At 38.2% G+C, this 24,870-nt stretch carries 19 protein-coding genes and 1 tRNA gene; 7 read left to right on the top strand and 13 right to left on the bottom strand.

The window, feature by feature from the left end; genetic code table 11:
- Positions 1 to 574: 574 nt before the first annotated feature.
- Positions 575 to 1,846: a nucleoside recognition domain-containing protein gene (locus O0931_RS04975; RefSeq protein WP_269414447.1), complete on the top strand. Its 1,272-nt coding sequence runs from the start codon at positions 575 to 577 to the stop codon at positions 1,844 to 1,846.
- Positions 1,847 to 2,117: 271 nt separating this feature from the next.
- Here the strand turns inward: O0931_RS04975 and O0931_RS04970 are convergent, their stop codons facing one another.
- The 3 genes from O0931_RS04970 to O0931_RS04960 all read right to left on the bottom strand — a co-directional run bounded on the left by O0931_RS04970 (position 2,118) and on the right by O0931_RS04960 (position 5,560).
- A complete protein-coding gene (locus O0931_RS04970; RefSeq protein WP_269414446.1) occupies positions 2,118 to 2,288 on the bottom strand; it encodes a hypothetical protein in 171 nt (56 codons plus the stop codon).
- 163 nt (positions 2,289 to 2,451) lie between these two features.
- Entirely contained in the window at positions 2,452 to 2,889 is a 438-nt protein-coding gene (locus O0931_RS04965) for a PaaI family thioesterase (RefSeq protein WP_269414445.1), read from the bottom strand.
- Positions 2,890 to 3,094: 205 nt separating this feature from the next.
- Positions 3,095 to 5,560 (bottom strand): TonB-dependent receptor, encoded by a 2,466-nt coding sequence (locus O0931_RS04960; RefSeq protein WP_269414444.1) that lies wholly within the window; start codon positions 5,558 to 5,560, stop codon positions 3,095 to 3,097.
- Between the two features lie 360 nt (positions 5,561 to 5,920).
- On the opposite strand from O0931_RS04960, the gene O0931_RS04955 reads away from it, so the two are divergent.
- The 3 genes from O0931_RS04955 to O0931_RS04945 all read left to right on the top strand — a co-directional run bounded on the left by O0931_RS04955 (position 5,921) and on the right by O0931_RS04945 (position 8,367).
- Positions 5,921 to 5,994: transfer RNA gene (locus O0931_RS04955), tRNA-Arg, on the top strand.
- 288 nt (positions 5,995 to 6,282) lie between these two features.
- Entirely contained in the window at positions 6,283 to 7,074 is a 792-nt protein-coding gene (locus tag O0931_RS04950; protein ID WP_269414443.1) for a hypothetical protein, read from the top strand.
- 570 nt (positions 7,075 to 7,644) lie between these two features.
- A complete protein-coding gene (locus tag O0931_RS04945) occupies positions 7,645 to 8,367 on the top strand; it encodes a hypothetical protein (protein ID WP_269414442.1) in 723 nt (240 codons plus the stop codon).
- 249 nt (positions 8,368 to 8,616) lie between these two features.
- On the opposite strand, the gene O0931_RS04940 is transcribed toward O0931_RS04945, so the two are convergent.
- The 7 genes from O0931_RS04940 to O0931_RS04910 all read right to left on the bottom strand — a co-directional run bounded on the left by O0931_RS04940 (position 8,617) and on the right by O0931_RS04910 (position 19,641).
- Positions 8,617 to 8,895, bottom strand: coding sequence for a hypothetical protein (locus O0931_RS04940; RefSeq protein WP_269414441.1), 279 nt, complete (start codon positions 8,893 to 8,895; stop codon positions 8,617 to 8,619).
- A gap of 68 nt (positions 8,896 to 8,963) precedes the next feature.
- Positions 8,964 to 9,983, bottom strand: coding sequence for a hypothetical protein (locus O0931_RS04935; protein WP_269414440.1), 1,020 nt, complete (start codon positions 9,981 to 9,983; stop codon positions 8,964 to 8,966).
- A gap of 626 nt (positions 9,984 to 10,609) precedes the next feature.
- A complete protein-coding gene (locus O0931_RS04930) occupies positions 10,610 to 11,821 on the bottom strand; it encodes a DUF4998 domain-containing protein (RefSeq protein ID WP_269414439.1) in 1,212 nt (403 codons plus the stop codon).
- A gap of 43 nt (positions 11,822 to 11,864) precedes the next feature.
- The gene (locus O0931_RS04925; protein WP_269414438.1) at positions 11,865 to 13,043 is read right to left on the bottom strand and encodes a DUF5000 domain-containing lipoprotein; all 1,179 of its coding nucleotides are present in this window, start codon (positions 13,041 to 13,043) and stop codon (positions 11,865 to 11,867) included.
- A 14-nt stretch (positions 13,044 to 13,057) separates the two neighbouring features.
- On the bottom strand, positions 13,058 to 14,950 hold the full coding sequence (locus tag O0931_RS04920; RefSeq protein ID WP_269414437.1) for a RagB/SusD family nutrient uptake outer membrane protein: 1,893 nt from the start codon (positions 14,948 to 14,950) through the stop codon (positions 13,058 to 13,060).
- Positions 14,951 to 14,960: 10 nt separating this feature from the next.
- A complete protein-coding gene (locus O0931_RS04915; RefSeq protein WP_269414436.1) occupies positions 14,961 to 18,335 on the bottom strand; it encodes a TonB-dependent receptor in 3,375 nt (1,124 codons plus the stop codon).
- Between the two features lie 304 nt (positions 18,336 to 18,639).
- On the bottom strand, positions 18,640 to 19,641 hold the full coding sequence (locus tag O0931_RS04910) for a FecR family protein (protein ID WP_269414435.1): 1,002 nt from the start codon (positions 19,639 to 19,641) through the stop codon (positions 18,640 to 18,642).
- A 131-nt stretch (positions 19,642 to 19,772) separates the two neighbouring features.
- On the opposite strand from O0931_RS04910, the gene O0931_RS04905 reads away from it, so the two are divergent.
- Together O0931_RS04905 and O0931_RS04900 are read left to right on the top strand one after the other, a co-directional pair.
- Positions 19,773 to 19,928, top strand: coding sequence for a hypothetical protein (locus O0931_RS04905; RefSeq protein WP_269414434.1), 156 nt, complete (start codon positions 19,773 to 19,775; stop codon positions 19,926 to 19,928).
- Positions 19,929 to 20,139: 211 nt separating this feature from the next.
- Positions 20,140 to 20,283 carry a hypothetical protein gene (locus O0931_RS04900; RefSeq protein WP_269414433.1) on the top strand — a complete coding sequence of 48 codons (144 nt, stop codon included), beginning with the start codon at positions 20,140 to 20,142 and terminating at the stop codon, positions 20,281 to 20,283.
- 208 nt (positions 20,284 to 20,491) lie between these two features.
- On the opposite strand, the gene O0931_RS04895 is transcribed toward O0931_RS04900, so the two are convergent.
- Positions 20,492 to 21,082 carry an RNA polymerase sigma factor gene (locus O0931_RS04895; RefSeq protein ID WP_269414432.1) on the bottom strand — a complete coding sequence of 197 codons (591 nt, stop codon included), beginning with the start codon at positions 21,080 to 21,082 and terminating at the stop codon, positions 20,492 to 20,494.
- A 349-nt stretch (positions 21,083 to 21,431) separates the two neighbouring features.
- Here O0931_RS04895 and O0931_RS04890 point away from each other — a divergent pair, with 349 nt between their 5' ends.
- Positions 21,432 to 21,794, top strand: coding sequence for a response regulator transcription factor (locus tag O0931_RS04890; protein WP_269414431.1), 363 nt, complete (start codon positions 21,432 to 21,434; stop codon positions 21,792 to 21,794).
- A gap of 53 nt (positions 21,795 to 21,847) precedes the next feature.
- On the opposite strand, the gene O0931_RS04885 is transcribed toward O0931_RS04890, so the two are convergent.
- Entirely contained in the window at positions 21,848 to 23,839 is a 1,992-nt protein-coding gene (locus O0931_RS04885) for an OmpA family protein (RefSeq protein WP_269414430.1), read from the bottom strand.
- A gap of 9 nt (positions 23,840 to 23,848) precedes the next feature.
- A complete protein-coding gene (locus O0931_RS04880; protein WP_269414429.1) occupies positions 23,849 to 24,847 on the bottom strand; it encodes a PorP/SprF family type IX secretion system membrane protein in 999 nt (332 codons plus the stop codon).
- Between the last annotated feature and the right edge of the window lie 23 nt (positions 24,848 to 24,870).

Raw genomic sequence — 24,870 nt, 5'->3', positions numbered from 1 at the left:
AGAAATAAAAAGTCCATAGCGAAATTAAGATAGCTATGGGCTTTTTTTATAGCTGATGGTTAATAGCCATGATTGCCGACCTGTAATATTTGTAAATCCAGTCCCTAAAAGTCGTCATTACAAGGCGGCTTTCCTGCCAATGAAATAATCTTTGTTACTTTACTTTATTTCATTCTGTGAGGATACAGACCGAGGCGTTGGATACGATCACTTGTCATCCGACAGTTATCGGATGCAAGGAGTAACGACGTGGCAATCTTTACCGCCATGCTTCTAATAGTCAGAGGTCACAAAGTACATAGCAAAATTATGAAAGCTGTAGGCTTTTTCCTTTGAAAAAAGTTTGCTTCACACTAGCATACTATCCACCGCTTCAGTTCACATCCGACAACTATCGGATAACGAACACTGTAATAACCCAAACTATTAACCATCAGCTATTGACCATCAATCAATGCTTCGTTAACTTGGTTCTCCATGCAAACTTTAGGCTTCGGATTACGAACTTCCGACTTCTTTTATTTCTGAAGCAAAAAAGCTATTTTACACCCTGAAAACTAAACGAAAAACCTAAATGGCATTAAGTAGAATCTGGTCGGCATTTATTATTGTGGCAATTGTTGTGGCCAGTATTAAATGTTTCTTTTTCGGGCAAACGGATATTTTTAACTGGATGATTATTGGCAAGGCTGATGATGCTGCAAATCCTTTAAAAATTGATGGTGTTATCGAAACCTGCTGGACGGCCGTAAACATCTGTTTAAAACTAATCGGTGTAATGGCATTATTTATGGGCTTTATGAGCATTGCGGAAAAAGCAGGCGGCATTCGTTTATTATCAAGAATTATCGGTCCTTTTTTCTCTAAATTATTCCCCGATATCCCGAAAGGCCATCCTGCAACAGGACATATGGTTATGAATTTTTCTGCTAATTTATTAGGGCTGGATAATGCGGCGACCCCATTTGGTCTGAAAGCAATGGAAAGTTTACAGGAACTTAACCCAAATAAAGAAACTGCCTCGAATGCACAAATTATGTTTCTTTGCTTACATGCCTCCGGTTTAACCTTAATTCCGGTGAGTATTATTGCGGTAAGGGCATCATTACATTCAGCCAACCCTACTGATATTTTTATTCCTTGCATGATTGCGACTTTTGTGGCCACCATGGCTGCCATGTTTATTGTTTCTTTTAAGCAGAAGATCAATATTTTCCAGCCTGTAATTTTAGCATGGGTTTTAGGCTTATCGGCAGTAATTGCCAGCCTGGTGTTATATTTAAACACCTTGAGCCTTACGGGTCTTCAATCCTTTTCGGGTGTTTTAAGTAATGGATTGTTGCTGCTGATTTTCTTCCTGATTGTTCTTGGCGGCTTATATAAAAAGATAAATGTTTTTGAAGGCTTTGTAGAAGGTGCCAAGGGTGGATTTGACACCGCAATCCGGATTATTCCCTATCTGGTTGGGATGTTAATTGCCATCAGTCTGTTGCGTACCAGCGGAACGTTCACCATTATCATTGATGCCATGAAAAGCGTCTGCACGTATTTCAATTTAGATTCGAGATTTATTGACGGAATACCAACGGCTTTAATTAAACCCTTGAGCGGCAGTGGCGCCCGGGGAATGATGATTGACACCATGACAACCTACGGCGCAGATTCTTTTGCCGGAAGATTATCGAGCATACTTCAAGGCTCATCAGACACTACTTTTTATGTAATTGCCGTTTATTTTGGTGCGGTAAGTGTTAAAAATACCAGGTATGCGGTGGGCGCAATGTTGTTAGCAGATTTGGTTGGCATTATTACGTCAATCGCATTGTGCTATATGTTTTTTGGTTAATTTTATTTCAGGGCAAAATTTTCGTTGTTTCCAGGCGGGAATCTTATGTCTATTGTTATGTTGAAAATTTTTCCGCAGATTTCGATAATTCCCGCTGATGGTTTGTTTACAAAAATCTTGATTTCTCACGCCTAACTACCGCAGGCAGACAGACGGGAATCTTCGGTTCCGGTCTGTGGACTTCAAACCAGGGGTGTTGGGTTTTAAATATAAAAGATTATTTCGTCATTACTTCTCGCAAAGACAAACAAATTGAATAAAAAACTTTAAATCAGGCTGGTAAAGCGATTCTGTTGATAATTTCATCAATAGCATCCGGATCAATGGCTACATTTTTAGAAGCACACCATTTTTCAGTTTTGTTATCCATCCAGATGCAAAATGAATGGTAACCATCTAAAACAACAGCATAAGTTTCATGAAAATCATCTTGTATTTTCATACAAAATCCATTAAAAATTTTGCCTCTAACAATAAACTGCAGGGTGGAATAATTTTCTAACATGGCTCATTATATTTTTGGTAAAGTTAAAACACCAGGATAACGAGAATGTTTTTTTAATTTAATTAAATCAACAAATTTTCCGATAGTCCATCTAAAAGACTTAACCTATGCTTAACATATTGGAATAGCCTTTTGCTATTAAACGTTTTTTTGCCGGTAAAAATACTTCACACTGCAAATTTATTATGGTTCTCCCCTGTTTAACCACCGCTGTTTCAGCGATGATTTCATCTCCCTCTTTTGCAGGTACAAAATAATCTATGTAGTTACTTACGGTTGTAAAACGGCTTTCGAGTCCCATGGTGTAAACGGTCGCTCCGATTAAATCGTCGATAATTCCGGCGGTAACGCCACCATGCAAAATTTGATAGGGATTGGTCATTTCTTTACGAATGATATAACTGCAAACCAGCAGGCCATTTTCGGCCTTAATCAATACCGGAGCAAGCCAGTTCATATAATTTGAGGGTGAAGAATCGATCACTTTTCCTATCGATTGCCTTAAAATTTTTAAACGTTGTTCGCTAACTGAAGCCATAAGTGGGTGGATAATGTAAGATGGATGATGTAAGATGGATGATGTAAAAGTAAAGGAGAAAAACAATAAATCATATGCAAAACCGAAATTAAATCACATATATCCCTAAACTTTCCTTTACCCTACACCATCCATCCCACAAATCCATTAGCGCTAGTATCCATCACCCGTCCAACATCTCACATTATCCATCTTCCACATCCAACTAGATTGGTACAATAACTTTAAAACTTAAATTTCTACCCATATTATAAATGCCTGATCTGCCATTTGGCGATGCCGTATAATATTCAAAATACTTTAAGCGGTTAAGGTGAGACTGGTAAGCTTTGTTAAAAATATTATCGCACTGTATAAAAATATCCATTACCGTTTTACCCGATTTCGATTTAATTCCCGAGCCTAAACCCGCATTAAATAAAGCATAACCTGCGGTAAAACTTTCTGTGTCATCTAAAGCGTAAAAACGATTCTGGTTCGCCACAAAAACGCCATCAAATTTGATATAAGGTTTATCAAAAATTCCGTTTGTTTTTTGAGCCGTCAGTTTGATTTCCGAACGCACCTGTAGCGGTGGAATGAATGGTAAATATTTTGCTGCCCTGCCGTGTTGTTGCAGCAAAGCCTGATTTTTATTTAAACCTACTACGTAAGCCAGGCTATTGTTAAAGCTTAACCATTTCAACTGTGCGGGATGTACATTTACACTCAGTTCTGCACCATACAACCTAGCTTTTGATTGCTGGTACTGGTAGGTTAAATTCCCGGGAACAATAACGACCGGATCCCCATTTGCATCGGTTAACCTCGATTGATAAATGTAGTTTTGAATGTTATTGTTAAAGACTTCCAGACTGAGCTCTGCATCTTTCAGGTAGGCAATAATACCGATGTCCTGCTGCAAGTTAAATTCCGGTTTAAAGGATCTGTTGCCCAAATAAACAATATGCGCACCGGGATCTAATCCGTTTGAACCAATTTCGGTAATGTTTGGCGCCCGGTAACCCCGGGCAATATTGGCCTTAACCAAGAGCTTTTCTGATAAGTTATATGTTAAACCTAAGCTGCCCGATAAGCCATAATAGTTTTTATTAAATGCCGGAAACTGGAGCTCGGCATCCGGGGAATTTGAATCAACCTGTTTACCAAAACCCGTTTGCGCATCGGTACCAACATAGAAATTTTTCCAGCTGATGTGTCGCCTATCCAATCGGATACCTCCCGAGATATCTACTTTTCCAAAAGACTTCTTCGCAAAATAGAAGGCACCTACATCAAAAAGGTTGTAATCAGGAATCGGGAAATCTGTTGCGGACTTGCTTCGGTTTCCCTGGAACATCCCATTGATACCCAGCGTACTTTCAATACCTGCAAAATCAGGCAAATTGTATTTTAAATCGTAATTCAGGGTATTCAAAACCACGTAAAGTCCGGCCTGTTCAGGAACCGTTGGGTGGTTAAACTCCCGCCGCACACTTTGCTGTGCACCAATGAGGAAGTTCAAATCGCTGCTTCCAAACTTAAACTGACTCGTGTTATAAAAACGATAATGCTGGATGTGCTGGTGTAAAGGATTTATTGAATAACTTGTTAATTCATTTTCCGGTACGATCGGCCTGTTTTTGATGTCATCGCCTGCGTCTAATACCTGCCTCGTAAACCTTCTGCTTAATGAATCGCGGCTACCGTCCGGAATTTCCATCAAGTTATCATAATAGGTTAAAGCGGTTTTGGAATAGCCCCATTTTTTATCTACCCTTGCACTGGCAGAGAAATTATATTCCCTGAAGGCGGTACCAAATACATAAGCATCTACCGGATTGTAATAATTATGAGCAGTTTTTCCGGTTGCCCTGAAACTATATTTCCAGTCGTTTTTGATGTACGCAAGGCCTATAGAAGAACCTATCATGCCATTATTGCTCTGGTAGTTTGAGGTGAAATCACCTTTCAGTCGACCATTTTCAAAATTAGGACTGTAAGGAATCATATTGATTACCCCGGCCAGCGCATCAGAACCGTAAGTTAAACTTGCCGGACCTTTAACCACTTCTGCCCTGCTGATGCCGTATTCATCCACTTCAATTCCATGTTCATCGCCCCACTGCTGCCCTTCCTGCCGTAAACCATCATATAAAGTTAATACCCGGTTGTAACCCAGTCCCCGGATAAACGGTTTCGATACATTCGGTCCTGTGGTTACTGCCGAAACCCCGGGAACGCCTTTAACTATGGCCTCTATTAAATTGGTATTTACGTTTTGATCCATTGTTTTTTTGGTGAGTACCGCTATAGGCACCGGACTTTTTCTTAATGCAGTTGCCCGGTTTACGCCCGTAATGACCACGTCGTTTAAATTTGAAGCCAGCTGTTCTATATCTATATCTAAATTTTGCACGGTATCTTTAATGGATATTTTTTGCTTTTTAGCGAGGTAACCAACCGCGGAGAAAACAATTTCATAATCGCCGGCAGGCAATTGCTCAAAAGCATAATCACCGGTTGAATTGGTTTTAACTGATTTATTTAACCTTAATACCTTAATGTTAATATTCTCCTTAGATACCCCACCGGAAGTGACTTTGCCCTTAAGCGAGATCTGCTGCGCCAAAACGAGGTTTGAAATTGCCAAAAATATAACCGTAAAAATTAGCCGCTTATAATTATTCATATTTATCTAAACTTATTTTTAGACAAATCTAAATTTATTTTTATATAAATCAAATAATAAAACAAATAACCATCTAAATTATTTATAAATGTTAATCTGGATTAATTGAAGGCCAGTTAACCAACCGGATAAACAAATCCAATCGTCCAACTAACAAGTTGATTTTTATAGGAAAGCTTAAAATGAAATTTTAATGCGACTTAAGTTGAGGATAAAGTTCAGAAAGTATTTAAGTAATTAATTCGTTTATAAACAGTTAAGGGATAAAGTCTATTTATACTGCAATAGAGGCATAAATATTTAAAATTTATTTCTCCTTATTGATTAGAACTTCTATATTTGCAGACATTAAAAAAATGGGCCTCGGTAGCTCAGCTGGATAGAGCGTCGGTTTTCTAAACCGAGGGTCAGGGGTTCGAGTCCCTTCCGGGGTACTTTTTAAAGGCTTTCAGTTATACTGGAAGCCTTTTTTGGTTTTATCCAAGTCTGGCGCAAGCGTCGCGCTTGTGACTAATATCCAAAAAACTATCCGATAACAGCACAAGCGGGACGCTTGCGCTAGAGTAGGTACTTTAAAGGCTTTCAGTAATACTAGGAGCCTTTTTTGGTTAATGACTTTTTAATCCATTGTATTATCTACAAAAGACCTGCTGTATTTTGATAACTATTGCATTTGATAATGTAAAATCAAGGCATTATCTTGGTTGTTAACCAACATTTTTATGAAAAATACGCTCTACGTTACCTTTATTACGCTAATTTTCTTGTCATGCAAATCAGTTGAACCTTTGAAAGGGCATGAAAAATACTTTGGTAGACCAAAAGAAATTCTGATCGATTCTTACTCTGGTATTGGAGAATTGAAAAAATCAAACTATCAGACGATTGAACAATATGATAAAAAGGGTCGATTAGTAACGCTAAAATCGGTTGGAATAAACTTTATGTGTTTTAAATATGATTATGACAAACACGGAAATATGATTAAGTTAAGTTTTCTGGACGATAAGGGTACCATTATTGGTGAAACCTATAAAAAATACAATAAAAAAAGTAAATTGATTTACGAGGAAAGCTGGAGGCACAATCAAGAAAAAAAACGATCAATAATTTATAGTTATAACAAAAAGGGAAAGCTATCTGAAGCAGAAGCCACTGAAAACGGAACTTTATTACATAAAGAAACCTATCAATATAGAAATGGTAATACGGTTGTATCAACTTCATTCGATAGTAAAAACAATAAAACAAATAGCAGAACTAAAATAGCAATATCAAATAATATAGAAACTGTCATCTTGCAAAATGGAAAGGGTGACACCACCAGTATATACAGTAATAAATTTGATAGATATGGGCGAAAGGATGGTGAAGAAAGATTATACCCAAAGCCAACGATCCAAGCCAGTCATGTTAAAAGAATTCTTGACTCAAAAAACAATTGTATTGTTGAAACCATAACGCTAAATAATGGCTACATCAGCGTAGAAAAAAGAATGATTACGTATTGGTGATCTATACGTTAAAAGATTCAAATATTGGCTAAAACATAGTCGCTTAATCACTGGCAACATATCATTATATTTATAATATTGCAACCCAAGTCTGGCGCAAGCGTCTCGCTTGTGACTAATATTCAAAAAACCGCTAACAGCACAAGCGAGACGCTTGCGCTAGAGGAGGAAATGGCAATAATTTAAAAACAAAGAACCAGGCTGGTAACCTGGTTAATAATTAACCTTTAGGAATTTTTTGAGTATGTCTGCCCCTCGCTAACGCCTCACTGGCACACGCGTATCGCGTATGCATTTACTTCAACTAATTGCTTTTCCCAATGCTTTAGAGTTATGTTCTTTGATTATTTACTGTATTTTATCAGGATTATTATCATTTGCTTTAAAAAATCAAATGTACATGGCTTTGCATAATTCACCAGTAGAATAATTGCAAACTCAGATTTCTTTTACCGTAATTCAAACTGTCTACCGAAACATCATTATATAATGGCCTCACAAAGAATTATTATGTTTTTATCAATTATTTGAATAACTTACAAATAGATAAGAACCAATAAATTACTAACTATGAAAAGAACTAAACTTTTTGGCTTGATTGCCCTAACAATGATTGTCATTCTAAGCTGTGACCGACAAACAATTGAACCAGACATTCAAACTTTTAAAGGCTCGAAAAATCTTCGCGCAGATGGTACCCCATGTCCATATATAGACGACGCAGATTGTGACGGCTTTTCAGATGCGTCAGATAATTGCCCTAACAATTATAATCCTGGACAAGAAGATGTAAACGGCAATGGAATTGGTGATGTTTGTGAGTCATCAGGCACACCTCCACCTCCTAAACCTGTTTCTGGTGATGCAGTAACGGCAGAATATTATTATGATAACTATTGTTTAGCGAACGATCCGATGTCAACCGGATGCGGTTTGGCGAAAGGAATAAAAGAAGTCCTTCTTGAAACGAAAGATCTTTTTAAGAATACAATAATTTACAACCCAGTCATAGCATATTATAAAATAGATGAATATGGAGGAACTGATTTAACAGAAAGTACTGCAGCGACTTGCCCAAATAGTAAATGCTATATAACAGTAAAATCAACTAGCGGCAGCAGCTTCCAGATAAGGCAGGCAAATGTCAGTTATTTGAATGAAAAACTAGCATATATTGATGGCTTAATATCGCAATATCCTAATTATACAGAACACTACAATGCTTATAAATCTGGATGCACTCAAGCATTCTGGTTTTCAAATGATAGCCTTCCTATTTTTATATTACCATAAATAAATAAGGACCTTAATTATAAAAATGCTCCAAAGTGTAGATACTTATGGGGCATTTTTACAGGTAAAAGGGTCAAGCTAGGAAAATTTAAATTGATTGTCATCTATCATTCCTAAACTAGGGTCTTATCCAAAACGGTAAAGTTATAGACGTATAAGACTATCTGTAAACTCATTTCAGGATGAGACATATATTCATTGCTTAATTATTCACACCTGACACTCATGTGTCAGTGAGGGTTTTCCTAATCAAAATGTTATCGTTAATGCCAATCCATATTGATCTCCCTGGTTAAAGTTTGGCGCACCTGAACCTTTTTGATATTTAAATTCAAAAAATTTGTCTTTATTTTGAGTCAGATAGAATCTCAATTTTCCCTGAACCGTATAGTAAACCTGCCCGTTTAAAAAATCATACCACACATCACCATTACCGACTAAACCTACGCCAATTCCGCTTAGTTCAAAAAGAGAATTCGTATTTACCCCAAGTCTGGCGCAAGCGTCCCGCTTGTGACTAATATTCAAAAAAATATCCGCTAACAGCACAAGCGAGACGCTTGCGCTAGAGGAGCTAGAGGATATTTAAATGTTCTCTAATCTTTTTGTTTTAAAGTTTCAAATGTAACATAAGCTGCCAGATTAAATGGATTTTTACCCGCATGCGCAATTGCTTCCAGATTTATACGGTAAGATTGATCTCCATCAGAGAATTGTAATGGTGACCCAAATTTAACCCAGGCTTTAGTTAGGAGCGGATTTTCACAAGCTCTTGTGGATTTAGTTTTACATATTTGAACCTGTATACCAAGATCCTTATCTAAATATTGTAAAAGAATGCGAAATTCCTTAAACTGTAAAAAATAACCTTCTTTAAACCATAAAACAGAACTTTTTTCAGAAGTTGCTTCATTTTGAATTTGTTTATCCTTGATATCCGTTGTAATAGTTTCAATTTGCTTTACATTCTTTTCTATATTTTCTGACGATTTTACGGCTTTTTCCAATTCAGGTACCGAATTTACAACAGCGTTTATATTGCTATTTACTTTTGCTATTTCATTTAAAATTTTGGATTTGTCAGCTACAGATGCTATTCTGGTTTTTTGCTTCAATGATTGTAATTCACTATCATAATCACTAAGTTTTGAAAGTGCTGTTTTAACTGCCGCAGAGGAAGTATCCGTATTAGCTATGGTTTCAGTTTGTTGCTGAATATCCGAAATATTGGAACATATTTTTTTAAAATTCAGTTGCGCTTTTTCGATTGTCTTATCCTGCAAAACATTTTCAAAATTAGCTAAGGCACATGCGAGTTCATTTTGCTTATTTCTATCTTTTTCTGTTAAGTAATTCTTTTTTAATTCTACAAATTCTTTTTTTATATCCTGGCTGATTGTATTACGCTGCTTAAACGATTCGATAAAATATGAAGAGCCTAAAGAAATTACAGCAGTTAAAAAAGCAATGGCAAAAAAACGAAGATTCTCGGTTTTAAATTTTCTTCGTTCAAATTCATATTTATCTTCAGATTGATATATTTCAATTGCGACTTTGAGTTTGTCTAAATCTGCTTTTTCTCGCTGTATTAGATCTTCTAAATTAAAACGTGCCATAAAAAGGTGATTAATTAGATAATAAATTTATCTTGCCTGTTCGCTTTGGTTATTCACGAGAACAGTAAAAGAATATTATCAGATTGGATTAAAAACTAATTAACACAATTAATTTTATTGATAAAATACTAACTTTTAAGTATTTATGAAACAACAACTAAAGCATATCAGTGCACAGAAGGTCTGACTTCAACTTAATAAACTTATAATATCTGCGGCATTTGCGAAAATCAGCGGGAACTATATTTTCAGATAATTATTTTATGCTCCCGCTAATTTTGAAGATTTCCGAAAATGAGCTAAAGCATAAGTTGTCATTCTCGCGCAGGCAGGAATCTTAAAACATGCGTTATTCAATATTTAAATGATTTGGCCTGCGGATTCGCAGCCATCTTCTTCTACTTTGCTTCGAGTCTCCTTCGGGAAAATGGCCTTTAAAGCACTACTAGAGCAACAAACCCCGAACAACACCCGAACAATCCTATGTTTTACCAGACAAATCAGGACAATTCCAGACAAATCCGGACAATACCTATCTATATAATAAAAAATGGGTGATGTTTCCACCACCCACGAGCACTAACTCTAACCATTAACTTCAATATTTTGAACCTGTTTTAATGGCGTTAATCTTTATATAACACAAACTTTCTTATTCTTAAACTGCTCTCGTTAACATTTTTCATTGTGCAAACCATACCCAAGGTTAAGGTTTCCTGCTGTGTCAAAGTAAAGGATAAAGTAAAATCTTTATTATTCATTTGGTTATTGGTTAACTTAAGCCTAGCAAGTGAACTGCTTACATTCGCTACATCCGGCAGTTCTGTTCCTTTTGCAATGCTGATATAAGCATCTTCCAGGTTATTGTTGATGTTGGATATGGTGACCACCAAGCGGTAAGCGCCGGCCGGCAATGAACCGGTCTGCGATATTTTACCATTATTGATTGCCGGTGTTCCCCAAAACTCAAAAGATATAAAATTCTCTACGCTGGTATTTAAATTATCAAGTCCGCCAACTGGCCCATCGTGGTTTTTTGCGGCATCATTCGTGGTCCAGTCTGCAAGTGTTCCCCAACGACCAACCGTTTTAGCAGCCTTAAATGGATATCCTGCATTTTTAAGGTGAATCTGCCCTGGAAGAAGTGTAGCGGGCGATTTTATTACGGCAGCGGTAAAAAAAGTATCTATCGCAGCAGAATCGGGTAAAAACATCGTTCTGTAACTTACCGGACTCGTTAAATCGTAATCGGGCAGATAAGTAACATTTGATTTTGCCTCACTAATTACCCGTTTATCAGCACCTGAGCTGGTTTTATAGGTGACCTCTACCCCAACTGATTTTGCGTCAGAACTGCTCCAGCTCAGTGCAGCATTATAGGGCAGGTTAAACTGTTTTGCATAAAAATTATCGAGGTTCCGGTTAAATAAAGATTTTTGAAAAACCTCTCCATAAACCGATCCGGAACACCTGCTGACTACAGAATGATTGCCTGCAGCATCGTAGTTATACAATTCGAAGTTATAATTACCTTCAGCCAAATTAATGATTGTGCTTATTCTTTTGGATGTTGTAGCAGACCAAGCAACTTCTACAGAATCTTTATGATTATTCCAGAAAATACGGGTTTTAACCACTTTCGGATCAGAGGCACGCAGCCATGATAACTTTAACCTGTTTTTACCGGAAAAAGCAATAGCCGAATCAGGTTTGCCGGCATACAGGATTTCTTTTCCGCCCCCAAAGTCTTTATAAGCATCCATTTTGGTACAGGCCGACATTACCATACTGCATATACCTAAAATAAGCCATTGGGTATTTTTTATCTCTATTTTCATTTTTATTAAATTATCCGGTTTAAGCCGGGATTTTTAAATAAATCTATTTGTCGTTTCCGAAGAAACTCATTTCAGCGATATGCGCCTGCAAACCACCAACCCAGTTTTCCAGTATTTTTATCCTGATGTACCTTACCTTTGGTGCATTAAGCGGAACGTTAAACTCTTCTCCTCGGGCTGCCGCAACCACATCATCATTACTATTTATGCCGGCCGGCTGTCCGGATGGTTTTACAGAAATACAGGATTTTAATAAAACCCAGTTATTGTAACTTCCGTCTGCAGGCGGGTTTTCAGAACCCCATACCTCGTAGCGTTTCGGATTACCATGATTAAATATGTAATTTCCGTTTCTTTGCCACAAAACAAAGCGGCTGAGTTTGGCTACAACCCCCAAATCAAAACTGACATGCATCGGCATGCCTGCATCTCCCCTGGAGTGCCACATGGCATAATCCGGTGAAATAATTTTATCCCACATATTGGAAACCACCAATCCATTGCCATAACCGCCAATATCAGTTGGAAAGGTTACCGTTTTAAATTTTGATTTATCCAGTTCCCGCTCAAAAATCGGCGTCAGTGTTTTAAATACCGTATCCGAACGATTGTTCCAACGGTCACGGATGTACACACCGAAAATGGTTGACTTAGGCGGCAAACCTCTTGAAGTAAAAGTTCCTTGTTTCAGCTTGGTATAAATGGTTTCGTTTGGCACGAAAAATCCTAATGAATCCTTATAAGTAACCACAATCGCAATATTGGCTTCAGCCGGATTTGAATAACTTACATTTATACCGCCAAAATCCTCCTGCAACACGAGGCTGGTTTTTATGCCAAAAATCGGAGGCGACATGGCTTTTACATCAATGGTAACCGGGGTAGATTTGTTCTCGCTTCGGTCTACTGCATATACATTCATTTTATGAATTGCTGAATCTGCAAACCCATCAATAACAAGAGAATCTGAATAATAAGAAGCTTTATTTTTAATAACTTCCCCATATTTATTGGTGTATTCTGCCTGAACATATAACAAATCGGGATCTTTAGGTAAGGCATAAGTAAGCTTTACAATACCCGGGCGGCTTTCTACTTTCACATTTGTAACCGGAGCAGGGCTATCCGAATCTTTTTCAACCGGCTTTAACACATCTTCTTTGCAGCTCAATAAAACAATGCTTAATAAGCATATACTGAAAAATATTTTAAACGTTTTCATATTTCTATTTTAAATTACCAACCGATATTTTGAACCAGGTTTCTGTTTACGATAAGACTTCCCTCGCTGATTGGCCAGAAATAATCCCTTGGGGCTACAAATTTCTGACTAAAAAGCGGTTTTCTCCGATAGTAGTTAATGGCATCTGCCTGATCGATATCCCATCCGTATACCTGGTTGTTGAGCACCTCCGATGCTTTCTTCCACCTTCGGAGATCCCAGAAATTATGGCCTTCGAAAGCAAACTCTATTGATGTCTCCTGCTGGATGATTTCCCTAAGCCCATCCTGTGTGAGGTATTTACCGGGATTGTTGGAATAGTTTGTCCAGGATTCTTCAACAGAAGCAAGTCCTGCTCTTTTACGAACTTTGTTGATATAGGTATAAGCTTCACTTGACGGGCCATTTGCCTCGTTTAAAGCTTCCGCATACATTAAATAAACATCTGCTAAACGAATCATTGGCCAGGCATAAACCTGTTGTGTAAATCCATAATCCTGCTGGATTACAAATTTCCAGTTAACCAGTTTTTTGGCGAAATAACCCGTTATCGAATACCCATTGGCGCCTTTCCTGGATTGAGCCTGCCCGGATTTGGCCTGAACTTTCCAGGTACCGTTCTGCATGTACCAGATGGAACCATCAAAGCCCATATCGGCATAGAAACGCGGTTCCCGGTTAAAATGAAGGCCTACTGTTGTATATCCGTTCTGAAGATAATCCTGATCGGCAGTTGTTGCGGTGCGAAGGTTATTCCGGTTGACATAATCCCATGTTTTATCTTCTGTAATTGGAACGCCCTTATCGGTATAAAAAAGTTCAGCTGTGCGGATTGTCGGGGCGAGTTCGCCTTTAAATGAATCGTTGGCCAGCTTGTTCGGATCGAGTTTTGGCATGGCCCAACCTTGTATGAACGAACCTGCGCCGTTAGAAAAACCCCAAATCAGTTCATTGCTCCACTGATCAGCCATACTGTTTCTGATGTTCATTTCTAATTTGATACGGGGCGAAACATTTACCAGTTCATTAAATTCATATAAAGCAACGCCGGCACTCTCTGATGCCGCAATTGCCTCTTTACACGCTGCAGCAGCCCTTTTCCATTTTTCTACATCTTTTGTGGCGTTGAATAATGTTGTGCCATCGCCGTTTCTAAGTTGTGCGAAATCAGAATTACCGTTGAAAAGCGGACTGGCAGCGGTAACCAATACCTTGGCTTTAATGGCTAATGCAGCAGGTTTAGTAATTCTTCCCAGTTCTGACGCCCTGTTCTGAATGCTTGGCGGTAAATTCAAGGCTGCAGAATCCAGTAAACCGACTATAAAGTTGACCACCTTATCAACCGGCTGCCGCATCACTTTTACTTCATCTATTGAAGCCGAAATCGGAAGATTCTTTTCCACAATAGGTATCGGACCATAGGCCCTCAATAAATAAAAATGATAATAAGCTTTTAGAAACTTTACTTCACCTATCCACCTGTCTTTTAAAGAGGGGTCTAAATCCGGTACTTTGGCGATATTTTCGAGGAAGATATTGCAATCCCTTATGGCCCTCCATAAAGGTTTCCCGCCAGCGGACCCATCCCAGAAGTTTAAATAAGGACTACTGATGTTCTGGTTACCACGGGCAATTTGTTGTGGATTGCTTGGCAGCGGATTTCCGGAAGGGATGGGCCAATAGGTCCAAAACTCATCTCCGGCCAAAAACGCCGGATTGGCATTGATGTCGCTCTCCTGCGGCAAGTATGAATAACAGGTATACAGATACTTTTCTGCCTCATTTCTACTCGTAAATGAATTTTCGATCGTGGCAACATTATCCGGAACTACATCCAGGTAATCTTTTTTACAGCCTGTTAAGAGGATGCAAAAGGTTATGATATAATATATTTTTAAATTTCTCATCGTTTTATAATTATAAGCCAACTTGTATTCCCATATTATACACCCGTTGGATGGGATAGCCCAAGCCATTTCCACCCATTTCAATATCCCATAATTTAAAGCCGCTTAAAGTGGCCAGGTTGGTACCGCTCACGTAAATCCTTGCGCTGGCAATGTGCAGTTTTGAGCTTAATTGCTTGGGTAATGAATAACCGATTTCAACTGACTTTAACCTGAGGAAAGCACCATTTCTCATAAACCAGCTGCTGGTTTGGGCGTTGTTGCGGTTTACAGTCGTACTTAAACGCGGCCATAAAGCATACAGGTCTTTATTGTCGTCAGACCAATGGCTATCTGCATAAGCCTGAAGAAGTGCATTTTGTGGCACACCGGTTATCGGCGACCTTCCGGCAACTTCATCAGCCGTGTAATAATTTACAAACGGGGCGGTTGCCTGTGCATCAATCCAGAAAGAAGAGCGGGCCGAGCCTTGCAGAAAGGCAGAAACATCAAAGCCTTTGTAACCGGTAGAGAAACCCATACCATAAATAATTTCAGGAACTTCAGGATTACCTAAGGCTACCTGATCGAGATCTGTAATCCGGCCATCCCCATTTACGTCACGAAATTTAATATCGCCTGCACCATAATCGCCGTAAGTTTGCACGGGTGAATTGTTAACTTCGGCCTGGTCTACAAATAAACGTTCGGCAATGAGGCCAAACCGCTGATTAAGTGATTTACCAACCCTGCTTTTATAAGTTTCATTGTATTGTGGTTCTTCATAAGCGGTAAATTCACTGTGTGCATAGGTAAAATTACCACGTAACTGCAACCAATACCCGCTGTTAAAAGTCTTGTTATAATCTGCGGATACATCAAAACCGCCTGCTTTTGCCTTACCTACATTTGCACGGGGAATTGCTGATAAACCCATGGTTGTAGGGATCGATGCCCTGTCCATTAAGATATTATTCCGGTTTTCGGTAAAATAATCCGCCTGAATTTCCAGGCTGTTGAATAAACCTAATTCAAAGCCTAAATTTAATTTGCGGGCAGTTTCCCATGTGATGTCGCGGTTATCGTAACGGGTAACGGTTACGCCCGGGCGATAGGTGTTAAAGTTTTCACCAAAATTAAATCCTTTATTCGGATCGTTAATATTAACTTCAGAAAGGTAGAAAAAACGATCATCGGCACTACCAATTGCGTCATTTCCAACAATTCCGTAGGTTCCTTTTAGCTTAAGTTTGTTTATAATCTTTTCATAGGGTTTCCAGAATTTTTCATTGGAAACAAACCAGCCGATACCTGCGGCAGGAAAAAGTCCGTAACGCTCCGTTTTATAAAACCTTTCCGAGCCATTGTAACCAAAACTTAATTCAGCGAGGTAACGGTTATCATAGCCATAAGTGAACCTGCCCGATACACCCTGATTACGGTAAGGTAAAGATTTTTGAAGCGAACCCTGGTTAGCAAAAATCTGATTCCTTCGCTGATAAACAAGCAACCCTGCTATTTCATTTTTCTCGGCAATGGTTTTATTATAATTAACAGCAGCTTCGATGTATGTTGAACTGTTGATATCTTTTAGTCCTTCACTATAATTAAGGTATTCGGTTGCTGTTGTTTCATTTAAACTGGTTAAGCCATAGTTATTGGTTAGCCTGTTGTATCCGGAAGCGCTATAAAAATAAGGGTTGTAGTTGCGTAAAATATCAAAGAATGAATACCGTGAAGTGTTGAACATTCCCCTGGCACTAAGTCCCGGCGTGATAAATTTAAAATCCTGCTTAAACTCGAATTGTGCATTTAAGGTAGATCTGGAGTAGTCTTTATAACCTTTAACCATATCTGCATAAGGATTAATGTAGTTTGTACCGTTGATTCGCTCATTTCCGAAAAGAATATGATTGGTTTTAGGCATCATTTCTGAAGGATAATAGGCCGGAAATAAAACCGGGTTGGCTCTTAAAATCTTTGAGTATACACCGCTTCCGCCATCTATCGGACCTTTATAATCATCAAAACTACCTGATAAGCGAACAATAACCTCACTGGTTTTGGTCATGTTGATGTTCACATTTGAACGTAACTGGTAAGATTTAAGGTTAATATTACTGTTGAAATTGTTTCTTTGGTCAACTTTTAATATACCATTATCCTGATTAACTGTACCTGCAATGTAATACCGGGCTACCGTTCCTCCGCCATTCGCATTAAAATTCAGGCGCTGGTTATTGGTTGTGTTTTTAATCAGCTGGTCGGTCCAGTTATTGGCCGGATATACATAAGGATTTAAGCCTGCTATAGTATTATCTATCTTATTTTGAGAATAAGGCAGTATACCAAGTGGATTTCTGGTCAATACAGCTTCATTTTCCAGCTGCATATAGGTTATCGGGTTGGCTAAATCTACTTTTTGGGTATTGGATGAAATGGAGTTTTCGAAACGAACGGCTATCCTGGCCGGACCTTCTTTTCCGGATTTGGTGGTAACCAGTATTACACCATTGGCACCCCTGGCGCCATAAAGCGAGGTCGCTGTTGCATCTTTCATAATGGAAAAGCTGGAGATATCATCGGGCTGTAAACGGGCCAAATCAGTCGCACTTACTTCTATCCCATCGATCATAATCAAAGGATCTTTCTTATAGCCGAAGGTAGTTACGCCACGAATAAAGAAAGCGGCATTATCTTGTCCGGGCTCTCCCGACCGCTGATAAGCAATAACGCCCGCCAGCCTTCCGGCCAGGGCTGTTGTTAAATTACTGGATGGTACCTTAAGCTCTTTCGGACTAATCGTTGTAATGGAACTTACCATACTCGATTTTTTTTGCGTTCCGTAGGCAACTACCGTTATCTCATTGAGCTTGTTATCTATAGGTGTAAGTTCTATATTAATAACACCCTCACCGTTAATTTGTATTTCGCGGCTTTCGAATCCAACCATGCTAAAAACCAATATTCCATTTGCAGGGACTTTTATTGTGTAGCGGCCGGTTTCGTTTGTTTGTACCGCACGTTTGGTATCACCTTTTAAATAAACCGTTACACCAATCAGAATGCCGGTCTGGTCTTTAACTATACCTGTTACGGTAATATCTTCCGATACTTTTTTTACCGCTTTGGGCGGCTCATCCTTTGGTGAAATGAGGATATAATTTCCTTCAACTGTGTATTTAAGTTTTGTTTTAAGGAGTAAAATATCAAGTGTTTTAGCGAGCGATCGGGCACCTGCCTGTATATTTACGGATTGGTAAACGCCGGTTTCTTCTGCTTTATAGGCAAAACGAAACTTTGTCTGGTTTTCAATTATTTTTATAGCAGATTCTAAATTACCTTTAAAATTAGTAATCTTAACCTGCACGTCGTTAATTCCCTGTGCATTAATCGGATTAGCCATTATAAGACTAATGCTTACTAATATAGCGGCTGTAATTAAAGCGGTGCATCTCATAAAATATAAAACATATCTGGTTAATACCCGTAGGGGCATAAAGGGACTTCTAGTAAAAATTATCATATATTTACCTTGATTTTTAATAAGCTGAACTGTTTTTTAAGATTCATTGAATCTGATGGTTACGAAGCTTCAGATTCTAAATTTGAAGCCATCATGAATGCAATCATGGTGGCTTTCTTTTTGGCCTATTTTGGTTTTGCGTAGATATAGCTCATGGTTTTGTTTGGTTAGTTTGGTTAGACTATTAATTATTTCCTTGTCTGGATAGGTAGATGATGTTCTTATTAACTTCGTACTTGAATTTGTTTAGTTTACTGATAATGTTTATCACCTGTGTTAAAGAGGTGTTTGCCGGAAATGATGCTACAAAACGGCTTGTTTTTATACCTTCATCTTTAAAAGCAATTTTTACATTATACCACCTGGAAAGGATTTCGGCGGCTTCTTCCATATTGACATCATTGAATTCGAGCTCGCCTTTAGTCCAGGAAGAATACAATGCAGCATTTACCTGGAGCGATTTTGAAGCTTTTGTGAGCACATCATATTCCAGTTCCTCATTGGGTTTAACAAAACCAATTAAATGGCGGGTATCTTTTACGCCGACTTTCCCGCGTAACACAACAACGCTGATGTTTTTTTCCGGATAGGCAGATACATTGAACGCCGTGCCTAAAACCTGCGTGGTTAAGGTTCCGGTATGGATAACAAATGGTTTTTGATCATGTATTACATCAAAGAAAGCCTCACCTTCTAAAAAAACTTCCCGGGTTTTTCCTTTAAAATCTTTAATAATGCGAATCGTTGTACCGGCATTCAGCCATACTTTTGAACCATCAGGTAATAGCCTTAAAATGCGCTCGCCTAAAGGGGCCTTATATAATACATAAGTGGGTGTATTTATTTGATTGTATTTATAGGCTACTATCGATAAAGCAAAGACAGCCAAAACCGTACAGGCTGCAACAGCGATTCTTTTGGTCAGCATACGGAACCGACTCTTTTTATCATTTTGCAATTGGGTGAAACGCTTATCGGTAATAATTTGATTATATAGATATTCCGAACGGGCTGGCGATAAATTAATGACCGGCGTAAAGGTTTCCCATTCACTTTCCATCAGCTCAAGTATTAATGGCTCGAATTTATGGTCTGCCAGAATTTCTTTTAATTCAAGAAACTCTTCGTCGCTCAGATCTTTTTCAACAAACTTTCTTAAAAGTTTATATATGTAGGCTTTGTTCACAAGAAATAGATAATGGCCAGGTTATTTTTCCGGATTTCAGAAATCGTCTGGCATGGTTAATTTGGTTAGTTTATATATTGAATACACTTCAGAAAGGCTCAGGTACTAGTGCGTTCTAAAATTTATTTTTAATGGTGTTAAAGTTCCTATCTGCATGGGAAATACAATACGACGAAGTCCCCGATTATCACGCTTTTCCAGCAAGCCGTCTTTTCCACCAAAGCGGAAATCTTAATGCAAAATACCGGGTAAACCCAACTCCATGGTCTTTGGCTTACACACCATAACAGGAAAAATTTATATTACAAATAAGATTCCTGCATGCGCGAGAATGACGATTTGAGGGATGATAAAGTCCCCGATTACCACGCCTTTCCAGCAAGCCGTCTTTTCCGCGCAGGCGGAAATCCTAATCCAAAATAGCAGGTAAAACCCACTCCATGGTTTTTGGCTTACACACCATAACATGGAAACTTATATTTCAAATAAGATTCCCGCATGCGCGAGAATGACGATTTGAGGGATGATAAAGTCCCCAATTACTACGCTTTTCCGTCAAGCCGTCTTTTCTGCGCCGGCGGAAATCCTAATGCAAAATATCGGGTAAAACCCGCTCCATGGTCTTTGGCTTACAGACCATAACATGAAAACTTATATTACAAATAAGATTCCCGCATGCGCGAGAATGACGATTTGAGGGATGATAAAGTTCCCAATTACCACGCCTTTCCATCAGGCCGTCTTTTCCGCGCAGGCGGAAATCCTGATGCATAAAACCCAGTAAAATCTATTACTTTAAGATTCACTATTAAGCAAGATAATAACGACCTCCGGAAACCCCGCCCTTACATTAAAACTGGCAGATGAAGTGGTATACTATTAACAAAAAGATGTTTGCATCCTTCAAACGGAGTCTGAGGGTTTTCAGGGCAGCAGCTATATGATTTTTAATGGTGTTTTCAGAAACCTGCATTTTTTTGGCTATCTGCTCATGCGAAAGCCCGTGAAACCTGCTTAACCGGAACGCTTCCTGTTGTTTATCCGGCAGCTTTTTCACCATAAGCTCCGCATAGTTTGAAAGGTCATTATAGAAAACATAATTTTCTGTATCGTTATTAGACTTTACAGCAACTTTACTAATTTTCTCAAAAGCATTATCAGAAATGTATTGGTGCCTGAGCACGTTTAATGCAAGCCGTTTTGCAACTGTAATCAGGTAAGAACCCATTTTGTACTTTTCATCAAGCCGCTCACGCGTTGTCCATAAAGTTATAAACGTTTCCTGTACAATTTCTTCGCTCAATTCTTTGCTTTTAAGAAAACGATAGGCAAAATTGTATAACCTTAAACTGTAATGGTTATAAACGATTTGAAACGCTGTACTATCTCCTTCCCTAACCCTTATCAGGATTTCATTGGCTACTTCCTTTTCAAATTTCATATCCAATTCTTGCTTAGCTTAGTTGCTATTTTTAACCTACCGGATATATTAATTATAGTTATACCGGAAAAGCTCCGGCAATTGATACAGTAAGAGATTTGACCTCGAATGTAATGTGTTAAGTATCTGGTTAGTAATTATAACAAAGAAATAATTTTTACAGGTTTAAAATTTAAGGGGATTATCTAGTTATTAAGGAATATTAACATACACCTGTAATTATCATGATGTTCATGGTAAAATTCCGGGTAAATTATAACGCAGAAGTTAACAACTTTTACATTGTGGACAACTCCTTTAAACATCTCATCTTCAATAGGGTTATGTAATGGTATATAAAATAAAGCTTATGAAAAAGTGCATTTATATCCTTGAAGATAATCCTGCAATCAGAGATGTTATCGAATTTTTATTAACTGAAGAACTTTATGAGGTTAAAGCGTGTCCAAACACTAAAGATTTTTGGTTACAGATGAGTAATCATAAACCAGATATGATTATTTTAGATATTATGTTACCAGATGGAAATGGAATTGATATCTGCACAGCGTTAAAACAAAACGCCAAAACCTACGATATCCCGGTTATGATGATGTCGGCCAATAACCACTTAAACCATGTTAAATCGAAATGTACTGCAGAAGATTTCATAAACAAACCATTTGATTTAAATGATTTTGCTTACCGGGTAGCCCGATATATCCATAACTAAAAAAGGCAGGAGCATTAATCTCCCGCCTTCAATAAACTAATGTAACAACTACTTTATTTTTTAGTTACCTTAAACTCTGTTCGTCTGTTCTTTGCCCTTCCATCAGGGTTATCTTTTCCATTTTTAAACTTATTAGGCGCTACCGGAGTACTTTCGCCATAACCTTTAAACGTCATTCTGTTTTGTGCAATATTTTTACTGACCAGGTAATCTACACAAGATTTAGCCCTTCTTTCAGATAATTCCTGATTATAAGCATCTGTTCCGATATTATCGGTATGTGAACCGAGCTCTATTTCCATTTCCGGATTATCGTCCATAATAACAACAAGGGCATCGAGTACTTTTTTGGACGGTTCAGTTAGTTCTGCACTGTTAAATTCATAATAAATATTATCCAAAACAATTGGCACGTTTATTTTGAAAGAATTGATGCAATAATCAGCATACATTAAGGTATCTGCTTTGGCAATTTCTTCATAACTGTAATTTTTATTTAAAGCGAAATAATTATCTTTCGTCATATTTAATTTTACCGGCTTTCTGCTATCCATTTTAAATTCATACTTACCTGTAGCAGTAGTAACGAATGTATGTTCCATTTCCGGATCAGCCATTTTCACTAAAACACCATCCAATGGTTTCTTAGTTTTACAATCGGTAATGATTCCTGAAACAGAAATGTATTCCCTTTTTATTTCAAAAATTTCAAGGCAGCAAGAAGATTCTCTGTCCGAACTGATATAGCCTTTGCTCCCATCACTGTTTATTGCTGTAAAATAAATATCATCTTTTGATGAGTTAAACGGATAGCCCATATTTTTTGGTGCAGTCCAATTAATTAAATCTCCTTCCGATTCAAAAAAATCCATGCCCCCAAAACCAATCCTGCCATCTGTACTAAATATCAGTTTTTTTGTAACCGTATTATAATAGGGTGCCTTTTCATCGGCTTCTGTATTAATTTCCGGACCAAGATTTACAACCTGCCCGATAGAACCATCATTTCTGATGGGCGCAAACCACAAGTCGTATTTACCATAACCACCCACGCGATCTGACGAAAATATGAGGAATTTTCCATCATCGGTAACAAACGGCTGAGCGGAATTAAAATCCCTGCTGTTAATTTGCAGGCCTACTGATTGCGGAACTGACCACTTATCGCCGGTTTTGGTTGAAGTGTATATTGCATATTTTTCATTTTCCTTCCAAGCGGTAAAATAAACAACCGTGCCCTCCGGGTTAAAGCTGGCCGCAGCAAACTCCATATCTTTCGGCAGGTTGATATCTACTTTTTTTATGCTCACTTCGGCTTCCTGCAAACCGGATTTTGCTTTATACAAGCTATTGATAAATGGATTTGCCTTTGTAGCAATTGGCGTTTCGCCTTTTACTTCCTTTATTATTTCCGGTTTTCCGGTAACTGAAACAGGTCTCGAAGAAGTAAAGTAAAAATCACCACCTTCTTCTACAGGTGCATAGTTCGATCCTAAACCATTTATGCCTCCCGGCATTTTTTTAATTTGTACCAATTTTGGAAAACGCATTTCCTTAATCGCAAATTTGCATGACAGGATTTCCAGGTTTGCGGCTTTAACCAGCTCATCAGTTTTATTTTTAGCAATAAACTGTTCGAATGCATTAATGGCCTGGGGAAACTTTTTATTTGCCCTTAAGCTTTCTGCATAGTAAAACAATGCTTTTCTGTATTTTGGATTACCGAAGGTACTTGCTACTTCATAATATTTCTCGGCTTCAGAAAAATCGCGGTACATCCTGCTCGATTCTGCAAGGTTATACAGCGAACCTTCATAATCTTCTATTAGCTTTTCATCGCTGTTTTGTTTTTTATCTTTTCCATAAGGCAAAACCACCTGTGTGCTATCAGAGGTAATTTTTAAGGCCTTTTTATAAAATGTTGAGGCTGCATAATAATCTTTACTTTGAAAATACGCATCAGCAACCTTCTTATAATTAACAACATACTGCGCTTTTGCTGTTGTAACGGAAGCAACAATCAGAAAGAGGATTAATTTTTTCATAAAAAATAATTATAAACGTGGACAGAAAAAGTTAGGACCGATTATGCCGTTCCGGCCAATAAGCGAGATGGATAGTTCTAAACCACCACCGCTATTTGATGCCCTCCTCAATGTGGAGGTATTTACATCATAGCTTAAACCGAAAACCATGTTTTTAAATTGCAAACCGACAAAAGCAATAGAGGCATCTTTAACGCGGTAATTACCACCAAATAAAATATTAGATTGGTTATTAACCATTAGCTGTGCGTAAGCGCCAACCGAAATCTCGTCAGTATTTCCCTGATACATAACCAGGGCATTTGGTACAATATCGACCATTTCCGAAGCCCTTATTCTGGCACCGCCGTGTGCGGTAAAACGAATCGGCGTACGTGTACTGTTGTCAGTGAAACGTTCTATAGGCCTGTTTAAATGTGCAGCACTTGCACCAAGAAATACATTTACATTTTGATTAGGATTACCATCAAAATACATTATCCCGGCATTAATATCAGGCACAAACGAGGAAGTTGATGAAAAACTTTCGCCGCTCGAAGTACCACCATTATAACCTTCAACCGGGTTAAACTGGTTGCCAAACCTGCCCTGCGATAAATCGAAACTTCGGTTTACAAACCCGGCCTGCAAACCAAAACTGACCATCTGCAATCCTGTCGCACCAAACCTTAACCGGTAAGAACCAGAAACCAAAGCCGTCAGGTAATTGAAATTAAGTTCTCCGGCATTCTGGTTTAAAATTGTAGCCCCGAAAGCAAAGTTCTTAGTGGGTGCCACATCGAAAGAGGCACCACCGGTTAAATAAGCATTCGAAATTGCACCCCATTGTTGCTTAAAATTAACTGAAGCCCGGTAATCGCCATCAATAACGCCTGTTAATGCCGGATTTAACCATAAGGGATAAGCATAATATTGAGAGAAATGAGGGTCTGTTTGCGCTTTCAGATTCAATGTTGCAATGCTTAAAAGCATTGCAACATATATTTTAAGAGGTGATAGAATGTTCATGGGATGTAGTTTATAGCTATAAA

It is taken from the genome of Pedobacter rhodius (assembly GCF_027213645.1).
In the GTDB taxonomy this organism is placed as follows: domain Bacteria; phylum Bacteroidota; class Bacteroidia; order Sphingobacteriales; family Sphingobacteriaceae; genus Pedobacter; species Pedobacter rhodius.
This window is presented reverse-complemented; position numbering and strand designations above follow the sequence as displayed.

What these genes read in the sequence shown, in the direction of transcription:
- O0931_RS04915 (WP_269414436.1), bottom strand. Translation starts at nt 18,335, where the DNA reads ATGGCTAATCCGATTAATGCACAGGGAATTAACGACGTGCAGGTTAAG.
- O0931_RS04900 (WP_269414433.1), top strand. Translation starts at nt 20,140, where the DNA reads ATGCGCGAGAATGACGATTTGAGGGATGATAAAGTCCCCAATTACTAC.
- O0931_RS04895 (WP_269414432.1), bottom strand. Translation starts at nt 21,082, where the DNA reads ATGAAATTTGAAAAGGAAGTAGCCAATGAAATCCTGATAAGGGTTAGG.
- O0931_RS04950 (WP_269414443.1), top strand. Translation starts at nt 6,283, where the DNA reads ATGAAAAATACGCTCTACGTTACCTTTATTACGCTAATTTTCTTGTCA.
- O0931_RS04935 (WP_269414440.1), bottom strand. Translation starts at nt 9,983, where the DNA reads ATGGCACGTTTTAATTTAGAAGATCTAATACAGCGAGAAAAAGCAGAT.
- O0931_RS04975 (WP_269414447.1), top strand. Translation starts at nt 575, where the DNA reads ATGGCATTAAGTAGAATCTGGTCGGCATTTATTATTGTGGCAATTGTT.
- O0931_RS04960 (WP_269414444.1), bottom strand. Translation starts at nt 5,560, where the DNA reads ATGAATAATTATAAGCGGCTAATTTTTACGGTTATATTTTTGGCAATT.
- O0931_RS04890 (WP_269414431.1), top strand. Translation starts at nt 21,432, where the DNA reads ATGAAAAAGTGCATTTATATCCTTGAAGATAATCCTGCAATCAGAGAT.
- O0931_RS04945 (WP_269414442.1), top strand. Translation starts at nt 7,645, where the DNA reads ATGAAAAGAACTAAACTTTTTGGCTTGATTGCCCTAACAATGATTGTC.
- O0931_RS04880 (WP_269414429.1), bottom strand. Translation starts at nt 24,847, where the DNA reads ATGAACATTCTATCACCTCTTAAAATATATGTTGCAATGCTTTTAAGC.
- O0931_RS04885 (WP_269414430.1), bottom strand. Translation starts at nt 23,839, where the DNA reads ATGAAAAAATTAATCCTCTTTCTGATTGTTGCTTCCGTTACAACAGCA.
- O0931_RS04905 (WP_269414434.1), top strand. Translation starts at nt 19,773, where the DNA reads ATGGTGTTAAAGTTCCTATCTGCATGGGAAATACAATACGACGAAGTC.
- O0931_RS04920 (WP_269414437.1), bottom strand. Translation starts at nt 14,950, where the DNA reads ATGAGAAATTTAAAAATATATTATATCATAACCTTTTGCATCCTCTTA.
- O0931_RS04930 (WP_269414439.1), bottom strand. Translation starts at nt 11,821, where the DNA reads ATGAAAATAGAGATAAAAAATACCCAATGGCTTATTTTAGGTATATGC.
- O0931_RS04925 (WP_269414438.1), bottom strand. Translation starts at nt 13,043, where the DNA reads ATGAAAACGTTTAAAATATTTTTCAGTATATGCTTATTAAGCATTGTT.
- O0931_RS04965 (WP_269414445.1), bottom strand. Translation starts at nt 2,889, where the DNA reads ATGGCTTCAGTTAGCGAACAACGTTTAAAAATTTTAAGGCAATCGATA.
- O0931_RS04970 (WP_269414446.1), bottom strand. Translation starts at nt 2,288, where the DNA reads ATGAAAATACAAGATGATTTTCATGAAACTTATGCTGTTGTTTTAGAT.